Source organism: Streptomyces sp. NPDC002787 (genome assembly GCF_053592095.1).
Window position 1 is genome coordinate 23,586 of sequence record NZ_JBSFVC010000034.1, and the last position, 23,625, is coordinate 47,210.

A 23,625-nucleotide genomic window follows, 5' to 3' on the forward strand; every position below is an offset into this window, starting at 1 on the left:
GTCGGCCGTAAAGGCCGTGCGGCGTCTCAAGAGTTCAGCTCAAGGGTTCAGCGAACCTCCCGCGCACACGCCCGAACCCGGTCGAGCAGCTCCGCCATGCCGAGCAGATCCTCCTCCCCGTCCCTCGGCCGCACCCCGTCGAGCACGGCCGCCGCGAAACTCCGTACGACGGCCCCGTACTGGTCGTCGGCCGGCAGCGTGATCTCCCGCACCAGATCCTGCTTCTCCAGCCGGACCACGGGCCGCAGCGTCGGCGGCGGGGTGAAGGCCCGGTCGAGGACGATCCGGCCGCTGCCGCCCCAGAGCGCGTACGAGCAGCGGTAGGCGTGCTCGAACCCGAAGGACAGCTCGGCGGTCACCCCGGCCGGGGTGGTCAGCAGCACATGGCCCGCCACGTCCACACCGAGCGCGGGGTCCACGCGCAACACCGCGCCGACCGGGTCGAGTCCGGGACCGAGCATCAGCCGAGCCGCCCGCAGCGGGTACACGCCGACGTCGAGCAGGGAGCCCCCGCCGAGATCGGTCCGGTGGCGGACATCGTCGGCGGGCAGCGGGGGAATCCCGAACGCGCTGCTGAAGGAACGGAGTTCGCCGATCTCGCCCGCCGCGACGAGCCGCCGTACCTCGTCGTGCTGACCGTGGTGGAGGAACATGAAGTTCTCCATCAGCCACAGGCCGGCCGCACGGGCGGTGTCGAGCATGCCGGCCGCCTCGGCACGCGTGGTCGCGAGCGGCTTCTCCACCAGGACGTGCAGCCCGGAGCGCAGCGCCCGGACCGCCCACCGGGCGTGCAGCCCGGTGGGCAGGGGAATGTAGACGGCGTCGAGGTCGGTACGGTCGAGCAGCCGCTCGTACCCCTCGACCGGTTCACCGCCGAAACGGTCGGTGAACCGGCGCGCCTTCGCCCCGTCCCGGCTGGCCACCGCGACCAGCCGCGTCCTCGGCTCCGCCGCTATCGCGGGCAGTGTCCGCCGCCAGGCGATGTCCGCGCAGCCGAGGAGACCGATCCGGACCGTGCCCTCGGGGCCGTTTCCGGCCGGGTCGCTCATCCGAGGGCCTCCGCACAGGCGACGAGGGTGCGCGCCTCGATGTTGACGTAGTGGCTGTGCCGCAGCAGCTCCTTCAGCTGGCCCAGCGTGACCCAGCAGAACCGGGACGGCACCTCCGTCGGGAAGTCCTCGTCCAGCTCCGCGATCACATACCGGTTCTGTGCCGCGAAGAAACGGCCGCCCTCCTCGGACTGGACGCGGTCGTAACGGATCCGGTCGGGGGAGAGGGAATCGAACACGTCGAGAAACGGCGGGCGCCCGCCCGGCGGCAGACCGGCCTGCTCGTCCGGGACGCAAGTCACGGTCGGTCCGATCTCCAGCTTGTCCAGGCATCCTTCCTGCACCTGTGCCTGGACCAGGAAGTGCGGGACGTCACCGATCGTGCGGTACAGCAGAGCCGCCAGGCCCCGCGCGCAGGGAGCCAGCATCGGCTGGGTCCACGACGGCACCTCGCGGTGCGGGGCGGTGACGTCCACGGCGATGATGCGGAAGCGCCCGCCCTCGTCGTGTGCGATCTCCGTCGGTGTCCGGCGCCAGCCGGTGACACCGGTGAGCGGGACGACCTCGGCCGTCAGCTCGCACCGTGTCTTGGCCTCGGTGAACCAGCTGGACACCTCGGTCATCGAGTGAAGCGCGCCGCGCTCCGCCCCCGCCGGCTTCTGCGGAGGCAGACAGGACAGGACCGTACGGGTGTCCATGTTGACGAGGTTGTCCCGGTGGAGCAGGGCTCTGATCTCGCCGAGGGTGAGCCAGCGGAAGTCGTCGTGGACCGGTACGTCGTCGTCGGCCTCGACGATCATGTTGCGGTTCCGCTTGCGCAGGAACCAGGAACCCTGCTCGGACTGCAGGACGTCGACCAGCACCCGGCCCCGGCGTTCGGTGAAGTACTCCAGATAGCGGACGGACCCGCCCCGGTGCACCCGCGTGTAGTTGCTGCGGGTCGCCTGCACGGTGGGGGAGAGCTGGACGCCGTTGACGTTGCCGGGCTCCGCCTTCGCCTGCAGCAGGAAGTGCCGGACCCCGTCGAACGTTCTGGCGAGAATGCCGAGGACGCCGATCTCCGGCTGGTCGATGATGGGCTGCGACCACTCGGGCGGCCCTCCGGGCCCGGCGGGCCGTACGCGAAGCCCTCGCACACTGAAGAACCGGCCGGTGTGGTGCCGCAGATCGCCGGTGGCCGCGTCGAAGTCCCAGCCCGACAGCGCCGAGAACGGGATCGTCTCGACTCGCTGGTCGTTGACCCGGGCCCGCTCCGCGAACCAGGTGGCGAAGTCCGTGTCCGTGCGCGGTCCGTTCGCCTCCGTCCGCGTCCGGTTCACCATGTGACGGGCAGACAGGCGGGGCCGCGCAGGACACCCCCGGCGAACGGGATGTCCTCCGCCGGGATCGCGAGCGCGAGGCGGGGGAAGCGCTGGAGCAACGACCCCAGGGCGACCTGGAGTTCCAGGCGCGCGAGTTCGGCGCCGATGCAGCGGTGGGCGCCGTGCCCGAAGATGAGATGCGGGTTCGGTGAGCGGTGGAAGTCCATCTCGGTCGGGTCGTCGAAGACGGCCGGATCGAGGTTGGCGGCCTGGGTGTCGATCACCACGGCCTCGCCCTTGCGGATGGTCCCGGCGCTGAGCTCGACGTCGTCGACCGCGATCCGCACGAACCCGCCGGTGACCGACAGGGGCGCGACGCGCAGCATCTCCTCGACCGCCGACGGCACGAGACCGGGCGTGGCGCGCAGCTCCGCGAGGTGGTCGGGGCTGCGCAGCACCAGCGCCGCGAAGTTGGCGATCTCGTGGGCGGTGTTCTCGAAGCCGCCCACCAGCAGGGCGAGGGCGAGGCTGACGAGTTCCTCCTCGCTGAGCCGGTCGTCGTGGTCACGGGCCAGGACCAGCCTGCCGAGCAGATCGTCGGATGGGCTCCGCCGACGCTCGGCGACCAGCGAGGAGACCAGGGCCACCATCTCGCCGACCGCCGACTCCACCTCGCCCTGCTCGTTGCCGGTGAACATGGTGTGGGCCAGCCCGCGGAAGGTGTCGCTCCGGTCGTCGGGCACGCCGAGCATGTCGCAGATGACGGTGAGGGGGAGCGGCCGGGCCAGCGCGGTCACCAGGTCGGCGGGCGGCCCCTGCTCCTCGATGGCGTCGAGCAGCGCGGCCACGGCCTTCTCGACACGCGGCCGCATCGCCTCGACGCCGCGCATCGTGAACGCCTGCGCGACCAGCTTCCGCAGCCGGGTGTGCTCGGGCGGGTCCAGGCTGAGGATCGACGTGTCGTGCAGCAGCACCGGCGTCGGCCGGGGAACGTCAGCGCCCACCGTCGCCGCCCGGCTGAACCGGGGGTCGGACAGCACGGTCTTGACGTCCGCGTGCCGGGTGATCAGCCGTGCCTCCATGCCGTACGCCATACGTATACGGGCCAGCGGCTCCTTTTCCTGGATCTCGCGATAGCAGGGAGGATATGTGAAGCCCACCGGTTTGCCCATCGGGAACCTGTGGATATTTTCAGCTACGTCCATTGCCTGACTCCCTGTCATTTGCGAAGCGGGCGCAGTGAATGCGCTGCGAGGCTATACGGTGCCAGGTGCCCGGGATCGGCACCCGGGAATTTGTAGGGGTGCAGAGGTGGGCGGAAACCATGGAATAGGGGTGCGGGTAAGGGGGAAGTCCGATTTTTTAAGGGGCGCTGAATCCCCTGGGCTCTTCCCTTGTCCGCCCCGACTGGAGAACATTCCCTTTGCATGTCCCCTGGTACGCCCGGCGCACCTCCGTGGTGCGTGTCCGTTGTCGAAGAGGGAGTGAAGGATTTGATTTCCCGACCGGTGTACGGAGCGCCATGAAAGGTATTGTCCTCGCGGGCGGGAACGGAACACGGCTATTGCCCCTGACGGCCGTCGGATCCAAACAGCTGGTGCCGGTCTACGACAAGCCGATGATCTATTACCCGCTCTCCATCCTCATGCTCACCGGCATCACGGACGTCCTCGTCGTCACCCGCCCCGCGGAACTCGAACTGTTCCGCACACTGCTCGGCGACGGCCGCCACCTGGGCATGACCATCGACTACGCCGTCCAGGACGAGCCGCGCGGCATCGCCGACGCCCTGCTCGTCGGCGCCGACCACATCACCGGCGGCGACTGCGCCCTGATCCTGGGCGACAACCTGTTCCACGGCGCGAACCTGCCCGCCCTGCTGCGCCGGAGCGCGAAGCGGCTGCGCGGCTGCGTGCTCTTCGGCCACCAGGTCGCCGACGCGGAACGCTACGGCGTCGCCGAGGTCGACGCCCGGGGCCGGCTCGTGTCCATCGAGGAGAAACCCGCCCGCCCCCGCTCCCCCCTCGCGATCCCCGGCCTCTACTTCTTCGACGACGAGGTGGTGGACATCGCCAAGGGCCTCACCCCGTCCGCCCGGGGCGAGCTGGAGATCACCGACGTCCTGCGCGCCTACATGGAACGGGACCGGGCCGACCTCGTCTGGCTCGGCCGAGGCGTCACCTGGCTGGACACCGGCACCCACGAAACCCTGCTGGAGGCCGCCCAGTTCGTCCGTGACGTCCAGCGACGCCAGGGCGTACGGATCGGCTGCGTCGAGGAGATCGCCCTGTACCTGGGCCTCATCGGGCCGGACGACTGCCACCGTCTGGGCGCCGCGATGCGACAGTCCCCCTACGGCCGGTACGTGATGGAACGCGCCCGAGCCCACACCCCCGACGCCTGGCCCCCGACCATCCCGGAGGAGCTGTGAACCTCCTGATCACGGGCGGCGCCGGTTTCATCGGCTCCACCTACACACGGATGCTGCTGAACGGCGCCACGGATACCCTCGACGTCTCCCGGGTGACGGTGCTGGACAAGCTCACCTACGCCGGCCGGCTGGACAACCTCGACCTCACCGACCCCCGGCTGACCTTCGTGCACGGCGACATCTGCGACCCCGACACCGTCGCCGACGCCATGGCCGGCGCGGACCAGGTGGTGCACTTCGCGGCCGAGTCCCATGTGGACCGGTCCATCGAGAGCGCCCACGCTTTCGTACGCACCAACGTCGTCGGCACCCAGACCCTGCTCGACCAGGCGCTGCGCCACGGAGTGGAACGCTTCGTGCACGTCTCCACCGACGAGGTGTACGGCTCCGTCGAGACCGGCGCGAGGTCCGAGGCCGACCCCCTCGACCCCAACTCGCCCTACGCCGCCTCCAAAGCCGCCTCCGACCTCCTCGCCCTGTCCTTCCACCGCACCCACGGCCTGGACGTCCTGGTCACCCGGTGCAGCAACAACTACGGTCCCCGGCAGCACCCCGAGAAAGTCATCCCGCTGTTCGTGACGCGGCTGCTCACCGGCCGTCAGGTGCCGCTGTACGGCGACGGACGCAACGTACGCGACTGGCTGCACGTCGAGGACCACTGCCGAGGCGTGGAAGCCGTCCGGCTGAAGGGGCGGCCCGGCGAGATCTACAACATCGGCGGCGGCACCGAGCTGACCAACCGCGAGCTGACCGGCCGGCTGCTGACCGCCTGCGGGCGCGACTGGAGCGCCGTACGGCACGTGCCCGACCGCAAGGGCCACGACCTCCGTTACGCGATCCGCGACGACAAGCTGCGCGCGGAGTGCGGCCACCGGCCGCGGCACGACTTCGAAGCCGGCCTCGCGCGGACCGTCGACTGGTACCGCCGGCACCCGTCCTGGTGGGACCGAGTCACCCCCACGGAGGGCTGACCATGGACCATCGCGCACTGAAGGTGCACGGCGCCTTCGCGTTCGTCCCCACCACGTTCCCGGACGAGCGCGGCGGGTTCACCGCCCCCTTCCAGGAGTCCGTCTTCGCCACCGCCGTCGGCCACCCGCTTCCCGCCGTGCGGCAGGCGAGCTGCAGCACCTCCCGACGGCACGTGCTCAGGGGCGTGCACTACACCCTCACCCCGCCCGGCACCGCCAAGTACGTGTACTGCGCCCACGGCGAGGCCCTGGACATGGTGGTGGACCTGCGCGTGGGATCCCCCACCTTCATGGCCTGGGACGCGGTGACGATCGACGCCCGCAGACCGACCGCCGTGTACTTCCCCGTCGGCGTGGGCCACGCCTTTCGCGCCCTGCGCGACGACACCGTCATGGCCTACCTCCACTCCGGCGAGTACGTGGCCGACCACGAGCTCGCCGTGTCGGCACTGGACCCCGCCCTCGGGCTGCCCCTCGGAGAGGACGGCGAACTCGTCGTCTCCGCCCGCGACCGGGAGGCCCCCACCGTCGCCGAGGCACACGCCCTCGGTCTGCTGCCCGCCTACGCGCACTGCCTCGACATCGAGAAGGGCTTCGGGCCCGCGACCCACCCCGTGTGACCGACCGCCCGGTGCGCCCGGCGCGCCCACCCCACGAAGGAAGGCATTCCCCTTGACCTCCGCCACCCCCCGACCGGTCACGGCCTACAGCGACGAACACGCCGACGTCTACGACCTCATCCACTCCGCCCGCAGCAGGGACTGGGCCTCGGAGGCGGAGGCGATCTCCGCACTCGTCACCGCGCGCCACCCGGGGGCGGACTCGCTCCTCGACGTCGCCTGCGGCACCGGCAAGCACCTGGAGAGCTTCGGCAGCCGCTTCCGGCACGTCGCGGGAGTGGAACTCTCCGACGGCATGCGACGGATCGCCCAGCACCGGCTGCCCGACACCACGGTCCACCACGGCGACATGCGTACCTTCGACCTCGGCCGCACCTACTCCGCCGTCACATGTCTGTGCTTCTCGGCGGCCTACATGGCGAACGTCGACGAACTGGGCCAGGCCCTCGAGCGCATGGCGCGTCACCTCGAGCCCGGAGGCGTGCTGGTCCTCGAACCCTGGTGGTTCCCCGAGAAGTTCCTGGACGGCTTCGTCACGGGAGCCGTCGCACAGGAGGAGGGCCGGGTCGTCAGCAGGCTCTCCCACTCCGTCCGCGACGGCGACGCCACCCGTATGACGGTGCGCTACACCGTCGCCGACAGCGCCACCGGGATCAGCGAGTTCACCTCGCACGAGATCCTCTCGCTCTTCGGCGCCGACGAGTACGAGGCCGCGTTCCGGGGCGCCGGTCTCACCGTGGAGTACCTGGAGGGCGGCCCGAACGGCCGCGGGCTCTTCGTCGGTGTCTCCCCCCGGAGGGCGTCGTGATCCAGGTGTTCCAGCCCACGCTGGGCGAGGAGGAAGTCGCCGCGGTCGCCGAGGTGTTCGAGAGCAACTGGATCGGCCACGGACCGCGCACCAAGGTGTTCGAGGAGAAGTTCGCCGAACATCTCGGGGTGGAGGCGGACCGCCTCGTCTTCGTCAACTGCGCCACGGCCGGACTGTTCCTGGCCACGGAACTGCTCGGGCTCGGCGAGGGCGACGAGGTCGTCCTGCCGTCCCTCAGCTTCGTCGCCGCCGCGAACGCCGTCGCGGCCCACGGCGCCCGCCCGGTCTTCTGCGAGGTCGACCCGCGCACCCTCAACCCCACCGTGGACGACATCGACCGCGCCCTCACGCCCCGCACGAAGGCCGTCATGGTGCTCCACTACGGCGGCTACCCGGGAGACGTCGCGGCGATCGCCGACCACTGCCGCGAGCGCGGCATCCCCCTGATCGAGGACGCCGCCTGCGCCGTGGCGTCCCACATCGACGGCAAGGCGGTCGGCACCTTCGGCGACCTGGCCGTGTGGAGCTTCGACGCGATGAAGGTGCTCGTCTGCGGCGACGGCGGCATGCTGTACGTCCGCGACGCCGACCAGGCCGCACGCGCCCGCCGGCTCGCCTACCACGGCCTCGCCCGGTCGAGCGGCTTCGGCCAGGCCGGGGAGAGGTCCCGCTGGTGGGAGCTGGACGTCCCCGAAGTCGGCCGGCGCGTCGTCGGCAACGACATGACCGCGGCCGTCGGCACCGTACAACTGCGCCGCCTGCCCGGCTTCGTGGCCCGCCGCCGGGAGATCGCCGCGCTGTACGACCGTGAACTGGCGGACGTACCGGGTCTGTCGCTGCCGCCCCCGCTGCCCGAAGGACACCACTCCACGTACTACTTCTACTGGGTGCAGGTGGACCCCGGCCTACGGGACGAGGTCGCCAGCGAGTTGTATGCGGCCGGCATCTACACGACGTTCCGCTACCCCCCGCTGCACAAGGTCCCGGTCTACGGGGCCGGAGCCCTGAGGCTGCCGCGCTCCGAGGAGGCCGCCGAGCGCACGCTGTGTCTGCCGCTCCACCCCGCACTGGACGACGCGGACGTGCGGGCGGTGACGTCGGCCCTGCGCAAGGTCATGGAGGCCCGTCGAGGAGGGAGCGCGTCATGAACACCCACGGCAGCGACGCTCACAAGGAACTGATCCTCGACGAGACGGCCAAGTTCCACATGGAGGCCCGGGAGTCGGGTCCCTTCGTCCCGGGCACCACCGAGATATGGCCCGCGGGCGCGGTCCTGGACGAGCGGGACCGGGCCGCGCTGGTCGAAGCCGCCCTGGAGATGCGGATAGCCGCGGGGCCCAGCGCGCGCAAGTTCGAATCCCGGTTCGCCCGCAGGCTCGGGCACCGCAAGGCTCATCTGACGAACTCCGGCTCCTCCGCGAACCTCCTCGCCATGACCGCGTTCACCTCGCATCTGCTGGAGGAACGCCGGCTGCGACCGGGAGACGAGGTGATCACGGTCGCCGCGGGCTTCCCCACCACGGTCAACCCGATCCTCCAGAACGGGCTCGTGCCCGTCTTCGTCGACGTCGAACTCGGCACCTACAACACGACAGCCGCACGCGTCGCCGAGGCGATCGGCCCCCGCACCCGCGCCATCATGATCGCCCACGCGCTCGGCAACCCCTACGAGGTCGCCGAGATCGCCCAACTCGCGGCGGAGCACGACCTGTTCCTGATCGAGGACAACTGCGACGCGGTGGGTTCGACGTACGACGGACAGCTGACCGGCACCTTCGGCGACATCGCGACCGTCAGCTTCTACCCGGCGCACCACCTGACCATGGGGGAGGGCGGATGCGTCCTGACCTCGAACCTCGCCCTCGCGCGGATCGTGGAGTCTCTCCGCGACTGGGGCCGCGACTGCTGGTGCGAGCCGGGCGAGACCAACAAGTGCCTCAAGCGGTTCGACTACCAGATGGGCACCCTGCCCGCCGGCTACGACCACAAGTACATTTTCTCGCACGTCGGCTACAACCTGAAGGCGACCGACATCCAGGCCGCCCTCGGCCTGACCCAGCTGGACAAGCTCGACGCGTTCTGTGAGGCCCGCCGTGTCAACTGGCGGCGACTGCGGGAAGGCCTGGACGGTGTACCGCATCTGCTGCTGCCCAGGGCCACCGACCGCAGCGACCCGAGCTGGTTCGGGTTCGCGCTGACCGTGGACACCGAAGCGCCCTTCACCCGGGCGGAGTTGGTCGACCACCTGGAAGCCCGCAAGATCGGAACCCGGCGGCTGTTCGGCGGCAACCTGACACGCCAGCCGGCCTACATCGACCAACCGCACCGGGTTGTCGGCGACCTGACCAACAGCGACATCATCACGGAGCAGACCTTCTGGATCGGTGTGTACCCCGCGCTGACCGACGAGATGATCGCCTACGTCGTCTCCTCGGTGAGGGACTTCGTGCGGAGCCACACCTGACCGAGAGGCGAGGCCACCCGGTCGGCCACCGACACACGTCAGGCCCCGCGTGCGTCGGTGGAAACCGCGCACGCGGGGCCGGAGGGGGGCGGGCGGATGCGGTCCGGTGATCCCCTACCGGCGATGATCCGCGGTCAACTTCTCCAGCACCGGCACCAGTTCGCCCGGCGACGGCTGGGCCATGATCTGCTCGTCCCGCAGCCGGCGCGCGGACTCGCCGAACGACGGATCGTCCAGCAGCCGCTCCAACGCCGCACGCAGCTCCCGCCGCTCGGACACGTACAGCCCCGCTCCGGCCCTCTCCAGATGCCGGCCCTTGTGCAGCGCGAACCAGGTGTTCGCGACCAGCACCTGCGGAACCCCCGCGCCCAGAGCCGTGTTCCACGTTCCCCCACCGCCGTAGTGGACGACCGCCGAGCAACTCGGCAGGAGCGCCAGCAGCGGTACGAAGTCGACGAGCCGCGTGTTGGCCGGCACGGCCTGTTCCTCGCCCGGGACCTGCTTCAGCGTGGCGATCAGCTCGATGTCCAGGCCGTCGAACATCCGCAGGTCGCCTACGGGGAACGCGTCGTGCCCGGCCTGGTTGCGCAGGGTCGTCCCGCTGGTGAGACACACCCTGGGCCGGGCCGGCGGCGCGTGCAGCCAGCCGGGCACCGTGGCGGGCCCGTTGTACGGCACGTACCGCATGGGGACCCGGTGCACGTCCAGCGGGAACCGGGCGTCCGCCGGAACCGTGTCGAGGGTCCACTGCCCCACCGCCATGTCCTCGGCGAACGCGCCCCCGCCGAACCGCTCCAGCAGCGGGCCGAGCCAGGGCTCCAGCGGGTCGGTGCGCTGGTCCTCGGGCGCCTGGTCGCGCAGCCGCAGGAACGTCTGCCGCATCTGCTGCAGCAGATCCGGGCTGAACACCAGCCGCGCGTGCGCCGCGCCGACGGCCCGCGCGGCGACCGGGCCCGCGAAGGTGTACGGCTCCCAGACGACCAGGTCCGGCCGGAAGTGGCGGGCGAAGTCGACCAGCCCGTCCACGAAGGCGTCGTTGTTGACGCCCCGCATGTAGAAGTCGATGAAGGCGCGGTACAGCAGCCCCTGCCCCTCCCACGTCGCGGGCGACTCCACGCTGCCGTCCTGCCCGAACCCGCCCGAGTAGTCGGCCGTGCCGCCGGCCTGCTCCAACTGCCGCAGGAACGTGTGGTCGTCGCCGACCGGCACGGCGGTGAGCCCCGCCCGCGTGATGTCCTCCGTCAGGGCGGGCTGCGACGCCACGTACACCTCGTGCCCCGCTGTGCGCAGTGCCCAGGCGAGCGGGATCATGCTGTAGAAGTGGGTTCTCTCGGCGTGGGTGGCGAAGAGCACGCGCATAGGACGGAATCCTTCCGTTCTGCGGACGAAGGGGCGACGGCCCGTCGGCAAGGCTGCTCCGCCACAGCCCTCGAGCCAACCCCTATCGCCCCCGCCCCCGCCGTTGCGGGGGGCCGGGACTGTGGGCACCCCTATCGACAGGGCCGCCGGTCAGGGGTAGCGGAGCCATGGGTAGGCTCTCGGCACGCGCTCAGGGTGCTGGCAAGCTCGGGGCGTCGACCGGCGGCCGCGCCCACCTGGCTCCTGCTCGGAGCGGGATCCGTCTCATGACGGGCGGCCGCCGGTCGCCACGTCCGGAAGGAACGAACGAGATCATGCGCGTCAACGTGGCCCGAGGCCTGACAGCGGCTCTCGCGGCGGAGGCAGTCCGATGACCGGCGGCGAAGAGCCCGTCCTGCTGCACACCGTCGGCCGGGCCGCCCACATCACCCTCAACCGGCCGAAGTCCCTCAACGCCCTCAACCACACCATGGTGCGGCGCATCGACGAGGCACTGACCGCCTGGGAAGACGACCCGGCCGTCGAGACCGTCGTCCTCACCGGCGCGGGGGAGCGCGGCCTGTGCGCGGGCGGCGACATCCGTGTCGTCCACGACGACGCCCGCGACGGGGACGGCACCGTCGCGGGCGCGTTCTGGCGCGACGAGTACCACCTCAACGCCCGCATCGCCCGCTACCCCAAGCCCTACGTCGCCGTCATGGACGGGATCGTCATGGGCGGCGGCGTCGGCGTCTCCGCGCACGGCAGCGTCCGTGTCGTCACCGAGCGGTCGATGATCGCCATGCCCGAGACCGGCATCGGCTTCGTACCGGACGTCGGCGGCACCCACCTCCTGGCCCACGCCCCGGGCGAACTCGGCACCCTCCTCGCCCTCACCGGCGCGCGGATCGGCGCCGGCGACGCCCTCCTGTGCGGCCTCGCCGACCACTACGTACCGTCCACATCGCTCACGCGCCTCCTCGACGACCTGGCCGACCTGCCCGTCCGGGAGGCCCTGGACCGTCACGTCCGGCCCGCGCCCGAGGGGGAGCTGGCCGGACGGCGGGACTGGATCGACTCCTGCTTCACCGCCGACACGGCCGAGGAGATCGTCCGGCGGCTGCTCGCCCACGGCGACCCGGCGGCGAAGGAGACCGCGGAGACGCTGCTGGCCAAGTCGCCCACCGCCGTCAAGGTCACTCTGACCGCCGTACGCCGCGCCCGGCGACTCGGCTCGCTGGAACGGGCGCTGGAGCAGGAGTACCGCGTCTCCTGCGCCGCCCTCACCACCCCCGACCTGGTCGAGGGCATCCGCGCCCAGGTCATCGACAAGGACCGCGCCCCGCGCTGGTCCCCGCCCACCCTCGCCGACGTCACCGACACGGATGTGGAACGCCACTTCGCGCCCCTCGGCGACCGCGAACTGCGCCTCACCGGCCCCGACATGTGACCCGGGTGTGCGCGGCACGAGCCGGTACTAGGCTGCCGCCATGATCGACAACTCCCACGGCATACGCATCCGACCAGGCGGCCCGGCCGACGCGCCCGCCATCCTCGCCATGCTCGACTCGGCGGTGGCCTGGATGAACGAGCGCGGCAACACGGAGCAGTGGGGCACCCTCCCGTACTCGCAACGGCCCGACGGGCCGGCGCGCGTCGAGCGGTACACGACCGAGAACACCCCCTACATCGCGGAGCTGGACGGCACACCCGTCGGAGCGCTCGTACTGGACTCCGGACCCAGCCCGCAGATGCCGATCCCGCCGGCGGGGGAACCCGAGCGGTACGTCCGGCTCCTGGTCTCCGACCGCCGCCACGCCGGCCTGGGCATCGGCGCCGCACTGCTGACCCATGCCGCCGAGGAGACGCGACGCGCGGGCGTGCACCTCCTGCGCGTCGACTGCTGGGCGGGCGGCGGAGGCCGACTCGTGGCCTTCTACGAGCGCAACGGCTTCACCCCCACCGACTCCTTCCTCTCCGACACCTGGCCCGGCCAGGTACTCGCCCGCCGGATCGACTGACGCCTCGGCCTCACGGAAAACGCCGTGCCGATACCGCGTCCGGGGCGCAGACTGCCGGAATGGACGGAGACGCTGCCACCCCTGTGGCCACCACACCGTCGGTGAAGTCGAGCGAATGGCTGGGCCATCCACCGGACGCCCGCCTGCTGATCGTCAACTGCGACGACTTCGGGATGTCTCCGTCGGTCAACGCGGCGGTGGTGGAGTCGATCGAGCAGGGCATCGCCGCTTCGTGCAGCCTGATGGTCCCGTGCCCGGCGGCGACGGACGCGATGCGACTCCTCGCCCGCAGGCCCGCGATCCCGTTCGGGATTCACCTCACCCTGGTCCGCGACACGGCCCGGGACCGTTGGGGACCGCTGACCGCCAGGGAGAAGGTGCCCTCGCTGCTGGACGAGACGGGAGAACTGTTCGTGCCGACGCCCGCCGGACGGGCCACCCTCCTCGGGCGGGCCCGGCTCGACGAGGTGGAGACGGAGTTCCGCGCACAGATCGACACGGTCGCCGACACGGGGCTCGCGCCGACCCACCTGGACTTCCACTGCCTGGCCGACGGGGGACGGGACGACATCCTCGACCTGACGGTGGAGCTCGCCGCCGAGTACGGCCTCGCCGTGCGGGTCTGGCTGGAACCCGGACGGCGGGCGATGCGGCGGCGGGGGCTGCCGGTCGTCGACCACGACTTCCTGGACAGCTTCTCCCTCGACACCGAAGGCAAGGCGGACCGCTACCGGCAACTGCTGCGCGAACTGCCGCCCGGACTGACCGAATGGGCCGTGCACCCCGGTCTCGGGGACCGGGACGCACGGGCCGCTGACAGCGGCCCGTGCGTCCGCCGAACGGACCACGAGTTCCTCATCTCACCGCAGGCCCGGGAAACCCTCACCCGGGAGGGCATCGTCGTGATCGACTACCGGGCGGTCCAGGAGGCCTGGACCCGGGTCAGTGGGGGATGCCGTCGATGAGGTCGCGTGCGCCCTGGCGGAGGAGGGCGACCGCGACGGAGGTGCCGAGGGTCGCCGGGTCCAGTCGGCCCGCCCATTCGTGGGCGTTGAGGACGGTCTTGCCGTCCGGGGTGAACACGGAGGCCCGCAGGGAGAGTTCGCCATTGCGCTCCGTACGGGCGAAGCCGGCGATGGGGCTGTTGCAGTGGCCCTGCAGGACATGCAGGAACATCCGCTCGGCGAGAGTCTCCCGGTGGGTGTCCGGATCCCCGAGGCCGCTGACCGTGTCGATGGTCTCCATGTCGTCCTCCCGGCACTGGAGCGCCAGGACGCCCGCACCGATCGGCGGCATCATCGTGTCGACGGACAGGATCTCGCTGATCACGTCCGCGCGGCCGATCCGCTCCAGGCCGGAGACCGCCAGGAGCAGGGCGTCCGCCTCACCGGCGGCGAGCTTCTCCAGCCGGCGGTTGGCGTTGCCGCGGAACGGCACACAGTCCAGATGCGGGTGCGACGCGGCGAGTTGCGCGGTGCGGCGTACGGAGGAGGTGCCGACACGGGTGCCCGCGGGCAGCTCGTCCAGGGTGCGTCCGGCGGGGTCCACCAGGGCGTCACGGATGTCGTCGCGCTTGAGGAACGCGGCGAACATCGTGCCGGCCGGGAGAGGCCGGTCGGCAGGGATGTCCTTCACACAGTGAACGGCGAGATCCGCCTCGCCCGCGACGAGCGCGGCGTCGACCTCCTTGGTGAACGCCCCCTTGCCCTCGACCTTGGACAGATCACCCATCCACTTGTCACCGGTCGTCTTCACCGGGACCACTTCGGTACGAAGCCCTGGGTGGAGCACGGCGAGTTCGGCACGGACACGCTCCACCTGGGCGAGAGCCATGGGCGAGTCCCGGGAGACGATACGAATCAGGTCCTGCGACATGGAGGAACGATAGCCCCTGACCTCACCCCTCCACCCCCTGATACTGCCCCAGAAAGCCGAACTCCCCGTCGACCACGCGGAACAGGAACATCCCGTCGCTGTTGTACCCCTGGTCGGAGGTGTACGCGATGGTGCGGCTGATGCCCTGGTGATCCACCTCCCGCATACGGCGTAGCACCGCACCGCGCTCCCTCGGCGGAGCGTCCCCGCTCGCACACACCGCGGCCAGGAAGCGGACCGCGTCGTACGCCTCCGCCGCGTACCAGCCGGGGCGCTCCCCGTACCGGTCCCGGTACGCCTCGGCGAAGGAGCGGGCCGCCGGGGTGGCCGTCGGATCGATGAACGTGGTGACGAACACCCAGCCTTCGGCCCCCGCGCCGGCCGTCTTCAGAAACCGTGTGCCGAAGGCCCGTTGGGTCGCGAGCCGGGCCCCGGAGAACCCCGCCTCGCGCAGCGCGGACGCGAAGGCGCCCGCCCGTTCCTGACCGCCGCTGAACACCACCGCGTCGGCGCGGGCCGCGACGACCTGCCCGGCGAGCGCGGCGTGGTCGAGCCTCCCGGCGGCGACACTCGTGACGGCCACCTCCTTTCCGGCCCGGGTCAGCGCGCGCTGGATGTAGGTGCAGAGCGTCCAGGCGAAGTCGCCCTCGGCCCGGTCCTCGACCAGGAACACCTTGCGGGCGTCGACGGAACGCGTGAGATAGCGGTTGCACGGGGCGGAGAGCAACTGGTCGTGGGGCGTCAGCTGCGCGTGTGACAGGAGGGTGATCGGACCGGCGTTCCCGACCTGCGGCTGCACCCCCACCGACACGGTGACGACCGGCAACGCGGCCTTGGTGTACGTGACGTCCGCGGCGAGGAAGCACGCGTCCGTCGTCGGACCGACCACCGCGAGCACCCGCTCGTCCGCCACCAGCTGTTTCGCCCGGTCCAGGGACCGGTCCGGCTCGCCCCCGTCGTCGTACGCGCGCAGCCTCAGCCGCACCGGCCGTGTGTCGTCGGCGTTGACGTCGGCGACGGCCAGCCGGGCCCCGTTGAGCTGCGCGCGACCGATCCCGGCGCCCGTGCCGGAGAGATCGCCCTGGAAGGCCACGACGAGTTCGGTGCGCGGCGCGGGCGGCGGCGAACCGCCCGCGCCGGCCTTCCGGCCGCCCCGGCCGCTCCACCACCAGGCGCCGCCACCGACCGCCAGCACGGCGGCGACCCCCGTCGAGCCGAGCGCCAGGACACCGCGGCGGCTCGCCGACGACACACCGGCCTCCGGTTCCTTGCGGGAGGTCACCGTCACCCCGTCCGAGTCCACCGGCTCGTTCGCGATCGCGTCCGTCGACGGGGTCGAGGCGGGCGGGGGCACCCGGGTCGGCTCGATCGCGCCCAGGGCGAGCACCGCCGCCGACCGGTCCGCGATCAGCCGGGCCACCGGCTCCGGCAGCCAACGCTCCCGGTCGGCCGGGACGGCCGCGTCCAGCGCCGCACCGACCTCGACGGCGGTGGGCCTGTGCGTCGGATCCTTGTCCAGGCACGCCCGTACGACCGGCTCCAGCGCCTCCGGCATGCCGGGCAGCTCCGGCTCGTCGTAGACCGTACGCAACAGCATTCCGGCGGCCGCCCCGCCGCCGAACGGACGGACGCCGGTCGCGGCGAAGGCCAGGACGCAGCCCAGCGAGAAGACATCGCTGGGCGGGCCGATGCCGGCGCCGTGCGCCCGAGCCTGTTCGGGCGACAGGAAACCGGGTGAACCCACGATGACGCCGGTGGACGTGAGCGCCGTAGCCTCCGGGGCGCGCGCGATGCCGAAGTCGATCAGGCGTGGACCGTCCGGGACCAGCAGCACGTTGCCCGGCTTCACGTCGCGGTGCACCAGCCCCGCCCGGTGGACCGCGTCCAGGGCCTCGGCGAGCCGCAGCCCCAGGACGCACACGGACGCCGGGGACAACGGCCCCCGCTCCTCCAGGACTTCCCCGAGCGAGGGACCCGGGACGAACGCGGTCGCCAGCCACGGATCCTCCGCGTCGGCGTCCGCGTCCAGCAGCGGGACCACCCAGGGGCTGTCCACCCGCCGGGCCACCTCGATCTCCCGGCGGAACCGGGCCCGGAACCCCTCGTCGTCGGCATGGGAGGCCCGTACGACCTTGACCGCGACGAAGGCTCCACCCGGAGCCCGCGCCAGGAACACGACACCCATGCCGCCCGCGCCGAGCCGCCGCAGCAGGCGGTAGTCGCCCAGCCGCGACGGATCGGCGGTGCGCAGCGGTTCCATCAGGCGGTCAGCGGTGCGGGGCCGCCGTACACGAACGCTCCGTTCTCGATGTGCCAGAGGTGGCCGCCGGTACCGTCGACGACCGGCAGACCGTTCTTCTGGAACGCGTACTTCCGGGTGACGCCCTGGTACTGGGCGGCCCGCAGCGCGGCGAGCAACTCCTCGCGGGTACGGTTTTTGGACGGGAGGTCCGCGAGCGACGTGAGCACCATCGAGGTCACGTCGTACGCCTCCGCCGCGTACCGGGGCGGCGCCTCCTTCCACCGTTTCCGGTAGGCGTCCGCGAAGGCCTTCGCCTCGGGCACGCTCGCCGTGTCGACGACCGGTGCGACGATCGTCCAGCCGTCGGCGGCCTCCTTCGCCGCCGTGAGGAACCGCGGGTCGAGCAGGGCGGGGCCGGAGGCCCGGACGCCGGAGAAGCCGCGTTCACGCAGCGCCCGGGCGAACGACGCGGCCCGGTCGGGCAGTCCGGCGAAGGCGAACGAGTCGATGTCGGCGGCCAGCAGGTCGGCCACGGCGTCGTCGAAGCCGGACCGCATGGCGCTGACCACCTGCGGCAGATACGGCTGCCCGGCCGTGTGCAGTTGCCTGCTCAGGGTGCTGCTGACCTCCCAGCCGTAGTTGTCGGCCGCCCGGTCCACGACGACCCCGACCCTGCGGGGGCGGGCGCCGCGCAGGAGCACGTCGAGGTACACGGAGATCACCGAGTCCGGCAGCCGTGCGTGCAGGAACGAGCGGAAGCCCTGCACGGAGAGGCCGATGGCGCCGGGGGAGAGCCCGAGCACGGGCAGGAGGGCGGCGTCGTACACGGCCAGCGCCGACTGGGCGGTGGCGTCCGTGGTCGGGCCGACCACGGCGAGTACGGCGGGGTCGTCGGTGAGGTGCTTCGCGAACCGGGCGGCCTCGGCCGGGTCGCCGGCGTCGTCCACGGCCCGCACGTCCACCTGGAAGGGGGCGTCACCCCGGGCGTTGAACTCCGCGACGGCCAGCCGCAATCCGTTCTCCTGGGCCTGCCCGGTGTCGCGCCGGTCGCCGCTGAGGTCGCCGTGCAGCGCGACGGTGTAGGCGGGGCGGCGGGAGGAGACGGCTGGCTTCCTGTCGCCCGGTCCGCCGTCCCGGCCCAGAGCCCACCAGGCGGCTCCGCCCCCCGCGGCCAGGAGCGCACCGGTGCCGGCGAGGAGGACGCGACGCCGCGCCGACGCCTTGGGGATGTCGGGGCGCGGTGTGGGCAGGGGGTTTCCGGTGCCGGGCGCCGTGGACGCGGTGTCGTCCCCGGAGGAGGAGCGCCGTGGACGGGTCCCGCTCGGGGAGTCGCCGCCCGGGGCGGTGGCCGTGCGCGAGGCGTCGGCCGAGATCTCGGTGTGGTCGATGTCCGGCAGCGCGAGCGCTTCGGTCGAACGCCGGGCGATCAGCCGGATGACCTCTTCGGGAAGCCACGAGCCGGGGGCGCCGCCAGCCCTGTCGGCGGGGGCGTCAAGCGGCTCGGCCGGCACGTCGGCCTCGGCGTCCGGCACATCGGCGGGCGACTCGGCGGAGGCCTCACCGGCCCCTGCGCCCGCACCGTCGGCCGCCGCTCCGGAAGCCGAACCCTCCGCCGCCTCCCCGGGCAGCAACTCCCGTACCAGCTCCTCCACCCCGGGCCGGCGGGCCGGGTCCTTCTCCAGGCAGCGGGACAGCAGTGCGCCCAGCGCCGCCGGGACGCCGTCGAGGTCGGCCGGGTCGTGCACGGCCCGGTACAGGAGCGCGTCGAGCGCCCCCGTACCGAACGGCGGACGCCCCGTCGCGGCGTACGCCAGGACGCAGCCGAGGGAGAACACATCGCCGGCCGCGCCGATGGTCCCGCTCCGTCCGTCGGCCTGCTCCGGCGAGAGGTAGCCGGGGGTGCCGACCACGAGCCCCGTCGCGGTGAGCGCGGTGTCCTCGGGCGCCCTGGCGATACCGAAGTCGATGAGCCGGGGCCCGTCCGGAGCGAGCAGCACATTGCCCGGTTTGAGATCCCGGTGGACCAGCCCCGCGCGGTGGACCTCCTCCAGCGTCAGCGCCAGCCGACCCCCGAGGACCCGCAGCCCGTACTCGGTGAGCGGCCCGTGCGCGGCCACCGCCTCGGCCAGGGAGGGACCGGGCACGTACCCCGTCGCCAGCCACGGCGCCTCCGCGTCCGCGTCGGCGCCCACCAGCGGCGCCGCCCACGGGCTCCTGACGCGCCGGGCGACCTCGACCTCACGCCGGAACCGCTCCCGGAAACCCGCGTCCTCGGCGTACTCCGCCGCCAGCACCTTCAGCGCCACCAGCGAACCGGCCGGCGTACGCGCGAGGTACACCACACCCATGCCGCCGGCGCCGAGCCGGCCGAGCAGCCGGTGGCCGGCGATCCACGCCGGATCGGAGGAACGCAGCCGCTCCATCAGCCCTCACCCCCGCCCAGCTCGTATCTCACCCGGTCGAGCATGGTGGTGGTGCCACGCGTCGTGTACTGCTCCAGTTCGCCGACCGTGTAGCCCTCGGCGCCCTTCAGCGAAACCGTCATGGTCACCTGGCCGAGCCGTGTGACCATCCACCGGTACGTGGCCTTGCCGCCGCCGGTCAGATAGACGCCCGTCTCCAGGACCGAGTCGTCGGCGTAGTAGTTGCCGCGCATCCCCCAGGGGGTGCCCACGGACATCAGTTCCGCGATCCGCTCGTCGGCGCGCACCTGCTGCTCCGGGCAGCGCAGCGCCTCCTCCAGCGTCGCGGACAGATGCTCGTCGGCGCCGGGCACCGTGGTGTGCACCGTCACCGTCGCCGTCATCCTGACCGTGCCGCGCTTCCCGGTGCCCGGCAGTTCGCTGTAGAGGGACAGCGAGGCGAGCACGTCGTCGGGCAGTGGCCGGCGCTGCCACCGGCACTCCTCGTCCAGTACGGCGAGGGTGCCCTCGGGGCTGCGGGCGAGCGGCTGTTCCTCGAAGCCCACACCCCAGTCCTGGGGCCGCATCACGACCGCCTCAGCCAGGGTGGCGCCCTGTTCGCCGGAACGCGGTACCCGATCGGGGTCCGCCTCGAACGGTGTCGCGGACGGTGTCGCCGACGACTCCCCGCCCTCCCCCGACACCTGACCGGAAGCGGAAGCGGAAGGCGTCGGGGAGCTCGAGGCCTTGCCCCTCGGCTCGGCCGCCGTGTCCGCCGCCCCCGCACTGCAGCCACCCAGCAGCATCGCCGCGGCGGTCCCCGACGCGGCGGCCCTCAGCCGCCAACCACCTCTTCGTCCAGCCCTTTTACCGTCCATCGCCGCCCCCTCCACCGCGGTACCCCGTGTGTGACCGGTGATCGTACAGAGGTACGCAATCCAGACGGGAGCGGTTCCCCCGAGTCTCTTCGCACACGTTCGAACCATTGAGGCGGAGGCTGAACTGCCGGAGTCTGAACTCATGTTCAGAACGCTTGTTCAGAACGCTGGCCGTCATGCAGGCCCCAATGGGGCCCGTTTCGCGAGTGGTTGCGGCGACGAGTGCGTCGACGAGACCTCCGACAGATGTGCCGACGTGGCGGTGATCGGCGGCGGCATGGCCGGTATGGCGACGGCGCTGCGCCTGCGGGCGGCGGGGCTGTCCACGATCGTTCTGGAGGCCCACGGCCACGCGGGCGGCTGCGCCGGCTACTACCGCAAGCGCGGCTTCTCCTTCGACGTCGGCGCGACCACCCTGGTCGACTTCGGCCCCGGAGGCGTCGGCGGCGAACTCCTCGACACCGTCGGGCTTCCCCCGCTCGACGCCCACGAACTGCCGGGCTACCAGGCGCATTTGCCGAACCGTCAGGTGGTGCTCCACCGCGACCAGGCCGCCTGGCACGCAGAACGGCTGCGCAAGCTCGGCGACAGCGGGCGGCATCGCGCGTTCTGGTCGCTGCTCGACGGGCTGGCCCGCACGTTCTGGCACGCCAGCCGAGCGGGCGTCCGGCTGCCGATCCGCGGACCCGCCGACGCCCTCCACGGCCTACGGGCGGTCGGATGGTCCGGCCTTCCCTCGGCCCGCCATCTGAACCGGACCCTGGGGGACGCGCTGCGCGAGCACGGCCTGCGCGGGGACGCCGCGCTGGTGGGACTGCTCGCCATGCTGGTCGAGGACACGGTGCACACGGGTGTCGACGACGCGCCCCTCATCAACGCGGCGCTCGGGGTGACCATCCGGGGCGCGGGACTCAGCAGGCACCACGGCGGCATGCACGGATTCTGGCGTCTGCTGGTCGGGCACTACCGGGGACTGGGCGGCTCACTGCGCACCGCCTGCCGCGTCATCCGGGTCGAAGGCGGCCCGGGTGCTTATCGATTGACGACACGTCAGGGGACCTTCCACGCCCACAGGGTCGTCTGCGCGGTCCCCGCCGCGACCACGGCGGCGATCTGTGCGGGTCTCCCCGTCGCCCGCAGACTCAGGAGATACCTGGAACGCGACGCGGACGCCCTCGGCGGAGCCGCGGTCGTCTTCCTGGGCGTGCCCGAATCAGAGGTCACCGGACAGGAATTGACCCACCATCAGCTGCTCCAGTCCTACGACCGACCCCTGGGCGACGGCAACAACATGTTCGTCTCCGTGTCCGCCCCCGGCGACACGCTCAGCGCACCGCCCGGCCACCGTGCCGTGATGATCTCCACCCACACCGCCCTCGCCGACTGGCGGAACCTCGACCCGGCGGCCTACGAGCTGCGCAAGAAGGAGACCGGCGAGCGGCTGCTCAGCCGCGCGCGGCGTGTGTACCCCCGGCTCGGGGAGCGGGCCGTGATCGCGCAGACCGGAACGCCCCGCAGCTACGAGCGGTTCGGGTTCCGCCCGGGAGGCGCGGTCGGCGGCGTACGGCAGCGCCTGGCCAACACCAACCAGCACGCCATTCCGCACGACCTCGGCGGCCCCGGCCTGTGGCTGGTCGGCGACTCGACCTGGCCGGGCCTCGGCACGGTCGCCTGTGTGCTGGGCAGCCGCATCGTCGCCGAAGGCATGCTGCGGGAGAAGGGACGCGTCCGATGACCACGTCTGACGAGACCGCCGAAGCCGCCGCGGCGGCGCCCGCCGAGAGACTCCGAGGGCCCGGCGGGAACCCCGGGCCCCCGGCCCCCGGACTGCCCACCCTGGCCGACCTCGGCGAGGACCTGCTCGTCACCACCCGCCGGCAGCAAATCGTCGCGCTGGCCCGCCCGGGCGCCGGTCTGCTGCTGTTCGCGGGCGCGGTAGGGCTCGGCTGGTGGTGGCTGACTCCACTGATCATGTTCGGGATCTTCGTCGCCGTCGTGACCGTGACCCATGACGTGGTGCACCGCACGATCGGCCTGTCCCCCCGCGCCACCGACTGGGCGCTCTTCGCGATGGGCCTGGTCCTGCTGGAGAGCGGTCACGCCTACCGCGCCACGCACACCCAGCACCACCGGCTCTTCCCGCACCCCGACGATCCGGAGGGCCACCCCGCCGACCTGACCCTGCTCGGGGCGGTCTGCTACGGCCCCGTCTTCCTCGTACGCCTGTGGTACTGGTCCTTCCGGAGCGGACGGGACCGCGTCTGGCTGCTGGCCGAGGCCGCGGTCCCGCTCGCCGCGCTCACCGGGGGAGCGCTGCTGCTGCCGTACACACCGGGACTCCTGGTCTATACGGTGATGGCGATCGCCGGGAGCTGGGTGTACCCCCTCCTGACGGTGTATCTGCCGCACCACGACTACGGAGACACCCCGTTGACGCAGACCCGCACACTCCGCGGAAGGATCATCCCCGCCGTCTTCCTGGAACTCACCTACCACTTGGAGCATCACCTGTACCCGCGTGTGCCCAGCCACCATCTGCCGGAGCTGGCACGCAGGCTCGAAGGGCACTTCGCCGCGCACGGAGTACGGCCGGTGCGCGTTGTCTGACACCCGTGACCGCGTCCTGGAAGCCGCCCTCGCCAGCCTCGTCCGCAACGGCTACGGCGGAACCACCGCGCGGGCGATAGCCCAGGCCGGAGGCTTCGCACCCGGGGTGATCTACTACCACTTCGCGGACCTGGACGACCTGCTGGTGGCCGCCCTGGAGCGGACCAGCGGAGCCCGTATCGACCGCTACCGAGCCGAACTGTCCGGCATCGACCGGGCCGTGCCCGCAGTGGCGCGGCTGCGTGAGCTGTACGACGAGGACACCGAGACCGGGCACATCGCCGCCGTCCAGGAGTTGTACGCGGGGGCGCGGCCCGGCACCCGGCTGGCCGCCCGGCTCTCCCTGGAAACCAGGAAGTGGGAGGAGCTGGCCGAGGAACACCTCACGGTCCTCCTGCGCGGCAAACCCCTCGCCTCGGTCGTCCGGGTGCGCGTCCTGGCGGGTGCGGCGGTCGCCTTCTACCTGGGCATGGAGACCCTCACCCACCTCGACGGCGACCGCTCCCGCCCGAGGACCCTCTTCGACCAGGCCGCCCGGCTCGCCGCGATCTTCGACCGTGTACCGCGCCTGAAGCGCCGGGCACGCAGGGTGCGATGAACGACGGGCCCGTGGGCGAC

20 protein-coding genes are annotated in these 23,625 nt (G+C 72.0%); 12 read left to right on the forward strand and 8 right to left on the reverse strand.

Features of this window, described 5'->3' with window-relative positions:
* Nucleotides 1–47: 47 nt before the first annotated feature.
* Genes ACWD26_RS36000 through ACWD26_RS36010 form a run of 3 tightly spaced genes read right to left on the reverse strand, consistent with a single transcriptional unit; the run spans nt 48 to nt 3,555 of the window.
* Nucleotides 48–1,049 (reverse strand): Gfo/Idh/MocA family protein, encoded by a 1,002-nt coding sequence (locus ACWD26_RS36000; RefSeq protein WP_451276545.1) that lies wholly within the window; start codon nt 1,047–1,049, stop codon nt 48–50.
* Complete coding sequence (locus ACWD26_RS36005) at nt 1,046–2,371, reverse strand: NDP-hexose 2,3-dehydratase family protein (protein WP_451276547.1); 1,326 nt, start codon at nt 2,369–2,371, stop codon at nt 1,046–1,048. Before ACWD26_RS36005 ends, ACWD26_RS36000 begins: the two co-directional genes overlap by 4 nt.
* The gene (locus ACWD26_RS36010; protein WP_451276549.1) at nt 2,365–3,555 is read right to left on the reverse strand and encodes a cytochrome P450; all 1,191 of its coding nucleotides are present in this window, start codon (nt 3,553–3,555) and stop codon (nt 2,365–2,367) included. The genes ACWD26_RS36005 and ACWD26_RS36010 overlap by 7 nt, the downstream gene beginning before the upstream one ends.
* 317 nt (nt 3,556–3,872) lie before the next feature.
* On the opposite strand from ACWD26_RS36010, the gene rfbA reads away from it, so the two are divergent.
* The 6 genes from rfbA to rfbH are packed head-to-tail and all read left to right on the forward strand — an operon-like array spanning nt 3,873 to nt 9,644.
* Nucleotides 3,873–4,781: a glucose-1-phosphate thymidylyltransferase RfbA gene (rfbA, locus tag ACWD26_RS36015; protein ID WP_451276551.1), complete on the forward strand. Its 909-nt coding sequence runs from the start codon at nt 3,873–3,875 to the stop codon at nt 4,779–4,781.
* On the forward strand, nt 4,778–5,752 hold the full coding sequence (rfbB, locus tag ACWD26_RS36020) for a dTDP-glucose 4,6-dehydratase (RefSeq protein WP_451276553.1): 975 nt from the start codon (nt 4,778–4,780) through the stop codon (nt 5,750–5,752). Before rfbA ends, rfbB begins: the two co-directional genes overlap by 4 nt.
* Before the next feature lie 2 nt (nt 5,753–5,754).
* Nucleotides 5,755–6,372 (forward strand): dTDP-4-dehydrorhamnose 3,5-epimerase family protein, encoded by a 618-nt coding sequence (locus ACWD26_RS36025; RefSeq protein WP_451276555.1) that lies wholly within the window; start codon nt 5,755–5,757, stop codon nt 6,370–6,372.
* A gap of 52 nt (nt 6,373–6,424) precedes the next feature.
* Entirely contained in the window at nt 6,425–7,180 is a 756-nt protein-coding gene (locus ACWD26_RS36030; RefSeq protein ID WP_451276557.1) for a class I SAM-dependent methyltransferase, read from the forward strand.
* The gene (locus ACWD26_RS36035) at nt 7,177–8,328 is read left to right on the forward strand and encodes a DegT/DnrJ/EryC1/StrS aminotransferase family protein (RefSeq protein WP_451276559.1); all 1,152 of its coding nucleotides are present in this window, start codon (nt 7,177–7,179) and stop codon (nt 8,326–8,328) included. Before ACWD26_RS36030 ends, ACWD26_RS36035 begins: the two co-directional genes overlap by 4 nt.
* Nucleotides 8,325–9,644, forward strand: coding sequence for a lipopolysaccharide biosynthesis protein RfbH (gene rfbH / locus ACWD26_RS36040; RefSeq protein ID WP_451276561.1), 1,320 nt, complete (start codon nt 8,325–8,327; stop codon nt 9,642–9,644). Before ACWD26_RS36035 ends, rfbH begins: the two co-directional genes overlap by 4 nt.
* 114 nt (nt 9,645–9,758) lie before the next feature.
* On the opposite strand, the gene ACWD26_RS36045 is transcribed toward rfbH, so the two are convergent.
* Nucleotides 9,759–11,003, reverse strand: coding sequence for an activator-dependent family glycosyltransferase (locus ACWD26_RS36045; RefSeq protein WP_451276563.1), 1,245 nt, complete (start codon nt 11,001–11,003; stop codon nt 9,759–9,761).
* 370 nt (nt 11,004–11,373) lie between these two features.
* On the opposite strand from ACWD26_RS36045, the gene ACWD26_RS36050 reads away from it, so the two are divergent.
* From ACWD26_RS36050 to ACWD26_RS36060, 3 genes are read left to right on the forward strand one after another with little or no spacing between them, the layout of a single operon-like run.
* A complete protein-coding gene (locus tag ACWD26_RS36050; RefSeq protein WP_451276565.1) occupies nt 11,374–12,432 on the forward strand; it encodes an enoyl-CoA hydratase/isomerase family protein in 1,059 nt (352 codons plus the stop codon).
* Nucleotides 12,433–12,472: 40 nt separating this feature from the next.
* Nucleotides 12,473–13,003, forward strand: a complete 531-nt coding sequence (locus ACWD26_RS36055; protein WP_451276567.1) for a GNAT family N-acetyltransferase — start codon at nt 12,473–12,475, stop codon at nt 13,001–13,003.
* A gap of 59 nt (nt 13,004–13,062) precedes the next feature.
* Nucleotides 13,063–13,968, forward strand: a complete 906-nt coding sequence (locus ACWD26_RS36060) for a polysaccharide deacetylase family protein (protein WP_451276569.1) — start codon at nt 13,063–13,065, stop codon at nt 13,966–13,968.
* Here ACWD26_RS36060 and hemC read toward each other — a convergent pair.
* The 4 genes from hemC to ACWD26_RS36080 are packed head-to-tail and all read right to left on the reverse strand — an operon-like array spanning nt 13,946 to nt 20,109.
* A complete protein-coding gene (gene hemC, locus ACWD26_RS36065; protein ID WP_451276571.1) occupies nt 13,946–14,878 on the reverse strand; it encodes a hydroxymethylbilane synthase in 933 nt (310 codons plus the stop codon). The genes ACWD26_RS36060 and hemC overlap by 23 nt on opposite strands.
* A gap of 22 nt (nt 14,879–14,900) precedes the next feature.
* Entirely contained in the window at nt 14,901–17,138 is a 2,238-nt protein-coding gene (locus tag ACWD26_RS36070) for a bifunctional serine/threonine-protein kinase/ABC transporter substrate-binding protein (RefSeq protein WP_451276573.1), read from the reverse strand.
* Nucleotides 17,138–19,543 (reverse strand): bifunctional serine/threonine-protein kinase/ABC transporter substrate-binding protein, encoded by a 2,406-nt coding sequence (locus tag ACWD26_RS36075; protein ID WP_451276575.1) that lies wholly within the window; start codon nt 19,541–19,543, stop codon nt 17,138–17,140. The genes ACWD26_RS36070 and ACWD26_RS36075 overlap by 1 nt, the downstream gene beginning before the upstream one ends.
* Complete coding sequence (locus ACWD26_RS36080; RefSeq protein ID WP_451276577.1) at nt 19,543–20,109, reverse strand: hypothetical protein; 567 nt, start codon at nt 20,107–20,109, stop codon at nt 19,543–19,545. The genes ACWD26_RS36075 and ACWD26_RS36080 overlap by 1 nt, the downstream gene beginning before the upstream one ends.
* A 547-nt stretch (nt 20,110–20,656) precedes the next feature.
* On the opposite strand from ACWD26_RS36080, the gene ACWD26_RS36085 reads away from it, so the two are divergent.
* Genes ACWD26_RS36085 through ACWD26_RS36095 form a run of 3 tightly spaced genes read left to right on the forward strand, consistent with a single transcriptional unit; the run spans nt 20,657 to nt 23,605 of the window.
* The gene (locus ACWD26_RS36085; RefSeq protein WP_451276579.1) at nt 20,657–22,135 is read left to right on the forward strand and encodes a phytoene desaturase family protein; all 1,479 of its coding nucleotides are present in this window, start codon (nt 20,657–20,659) and stop codon (nt 22,133–22,135) included.
* Nucleotides 22,132–23,007: a fatty acid desaturase family protein gene (locus tag ACWD26_RS36090; protein WP_451276581.1), complete on the forward strand. Its 876-nt coding sequence runs from the start codon at nt 22,132–22,134 to the stop codon at nt 23,005–23,007. The genes ACWD26_RS36085 and ACWD26_RS36090 overlap by 4 nt, the downstream gene beginning before the upstream one ends.
* Nucleotides 23,000–23,605, forward strand: coding sequence for a TetR/AcrR family transcriptional regulator (locus ACWD26_RS36095; RefSeq protein WP_451276583.1), 606 nt, complete (start codon nt 23,000–23,002; stop codon nt 23,603–23,605). Before ACWD26_RS36090 ends, ACWD26_RS36095 begins: the two co-directional genes overlap by 8 nt.
* Nucleotides 23,606–23,625: the final 20 nt, after the last annotated feature.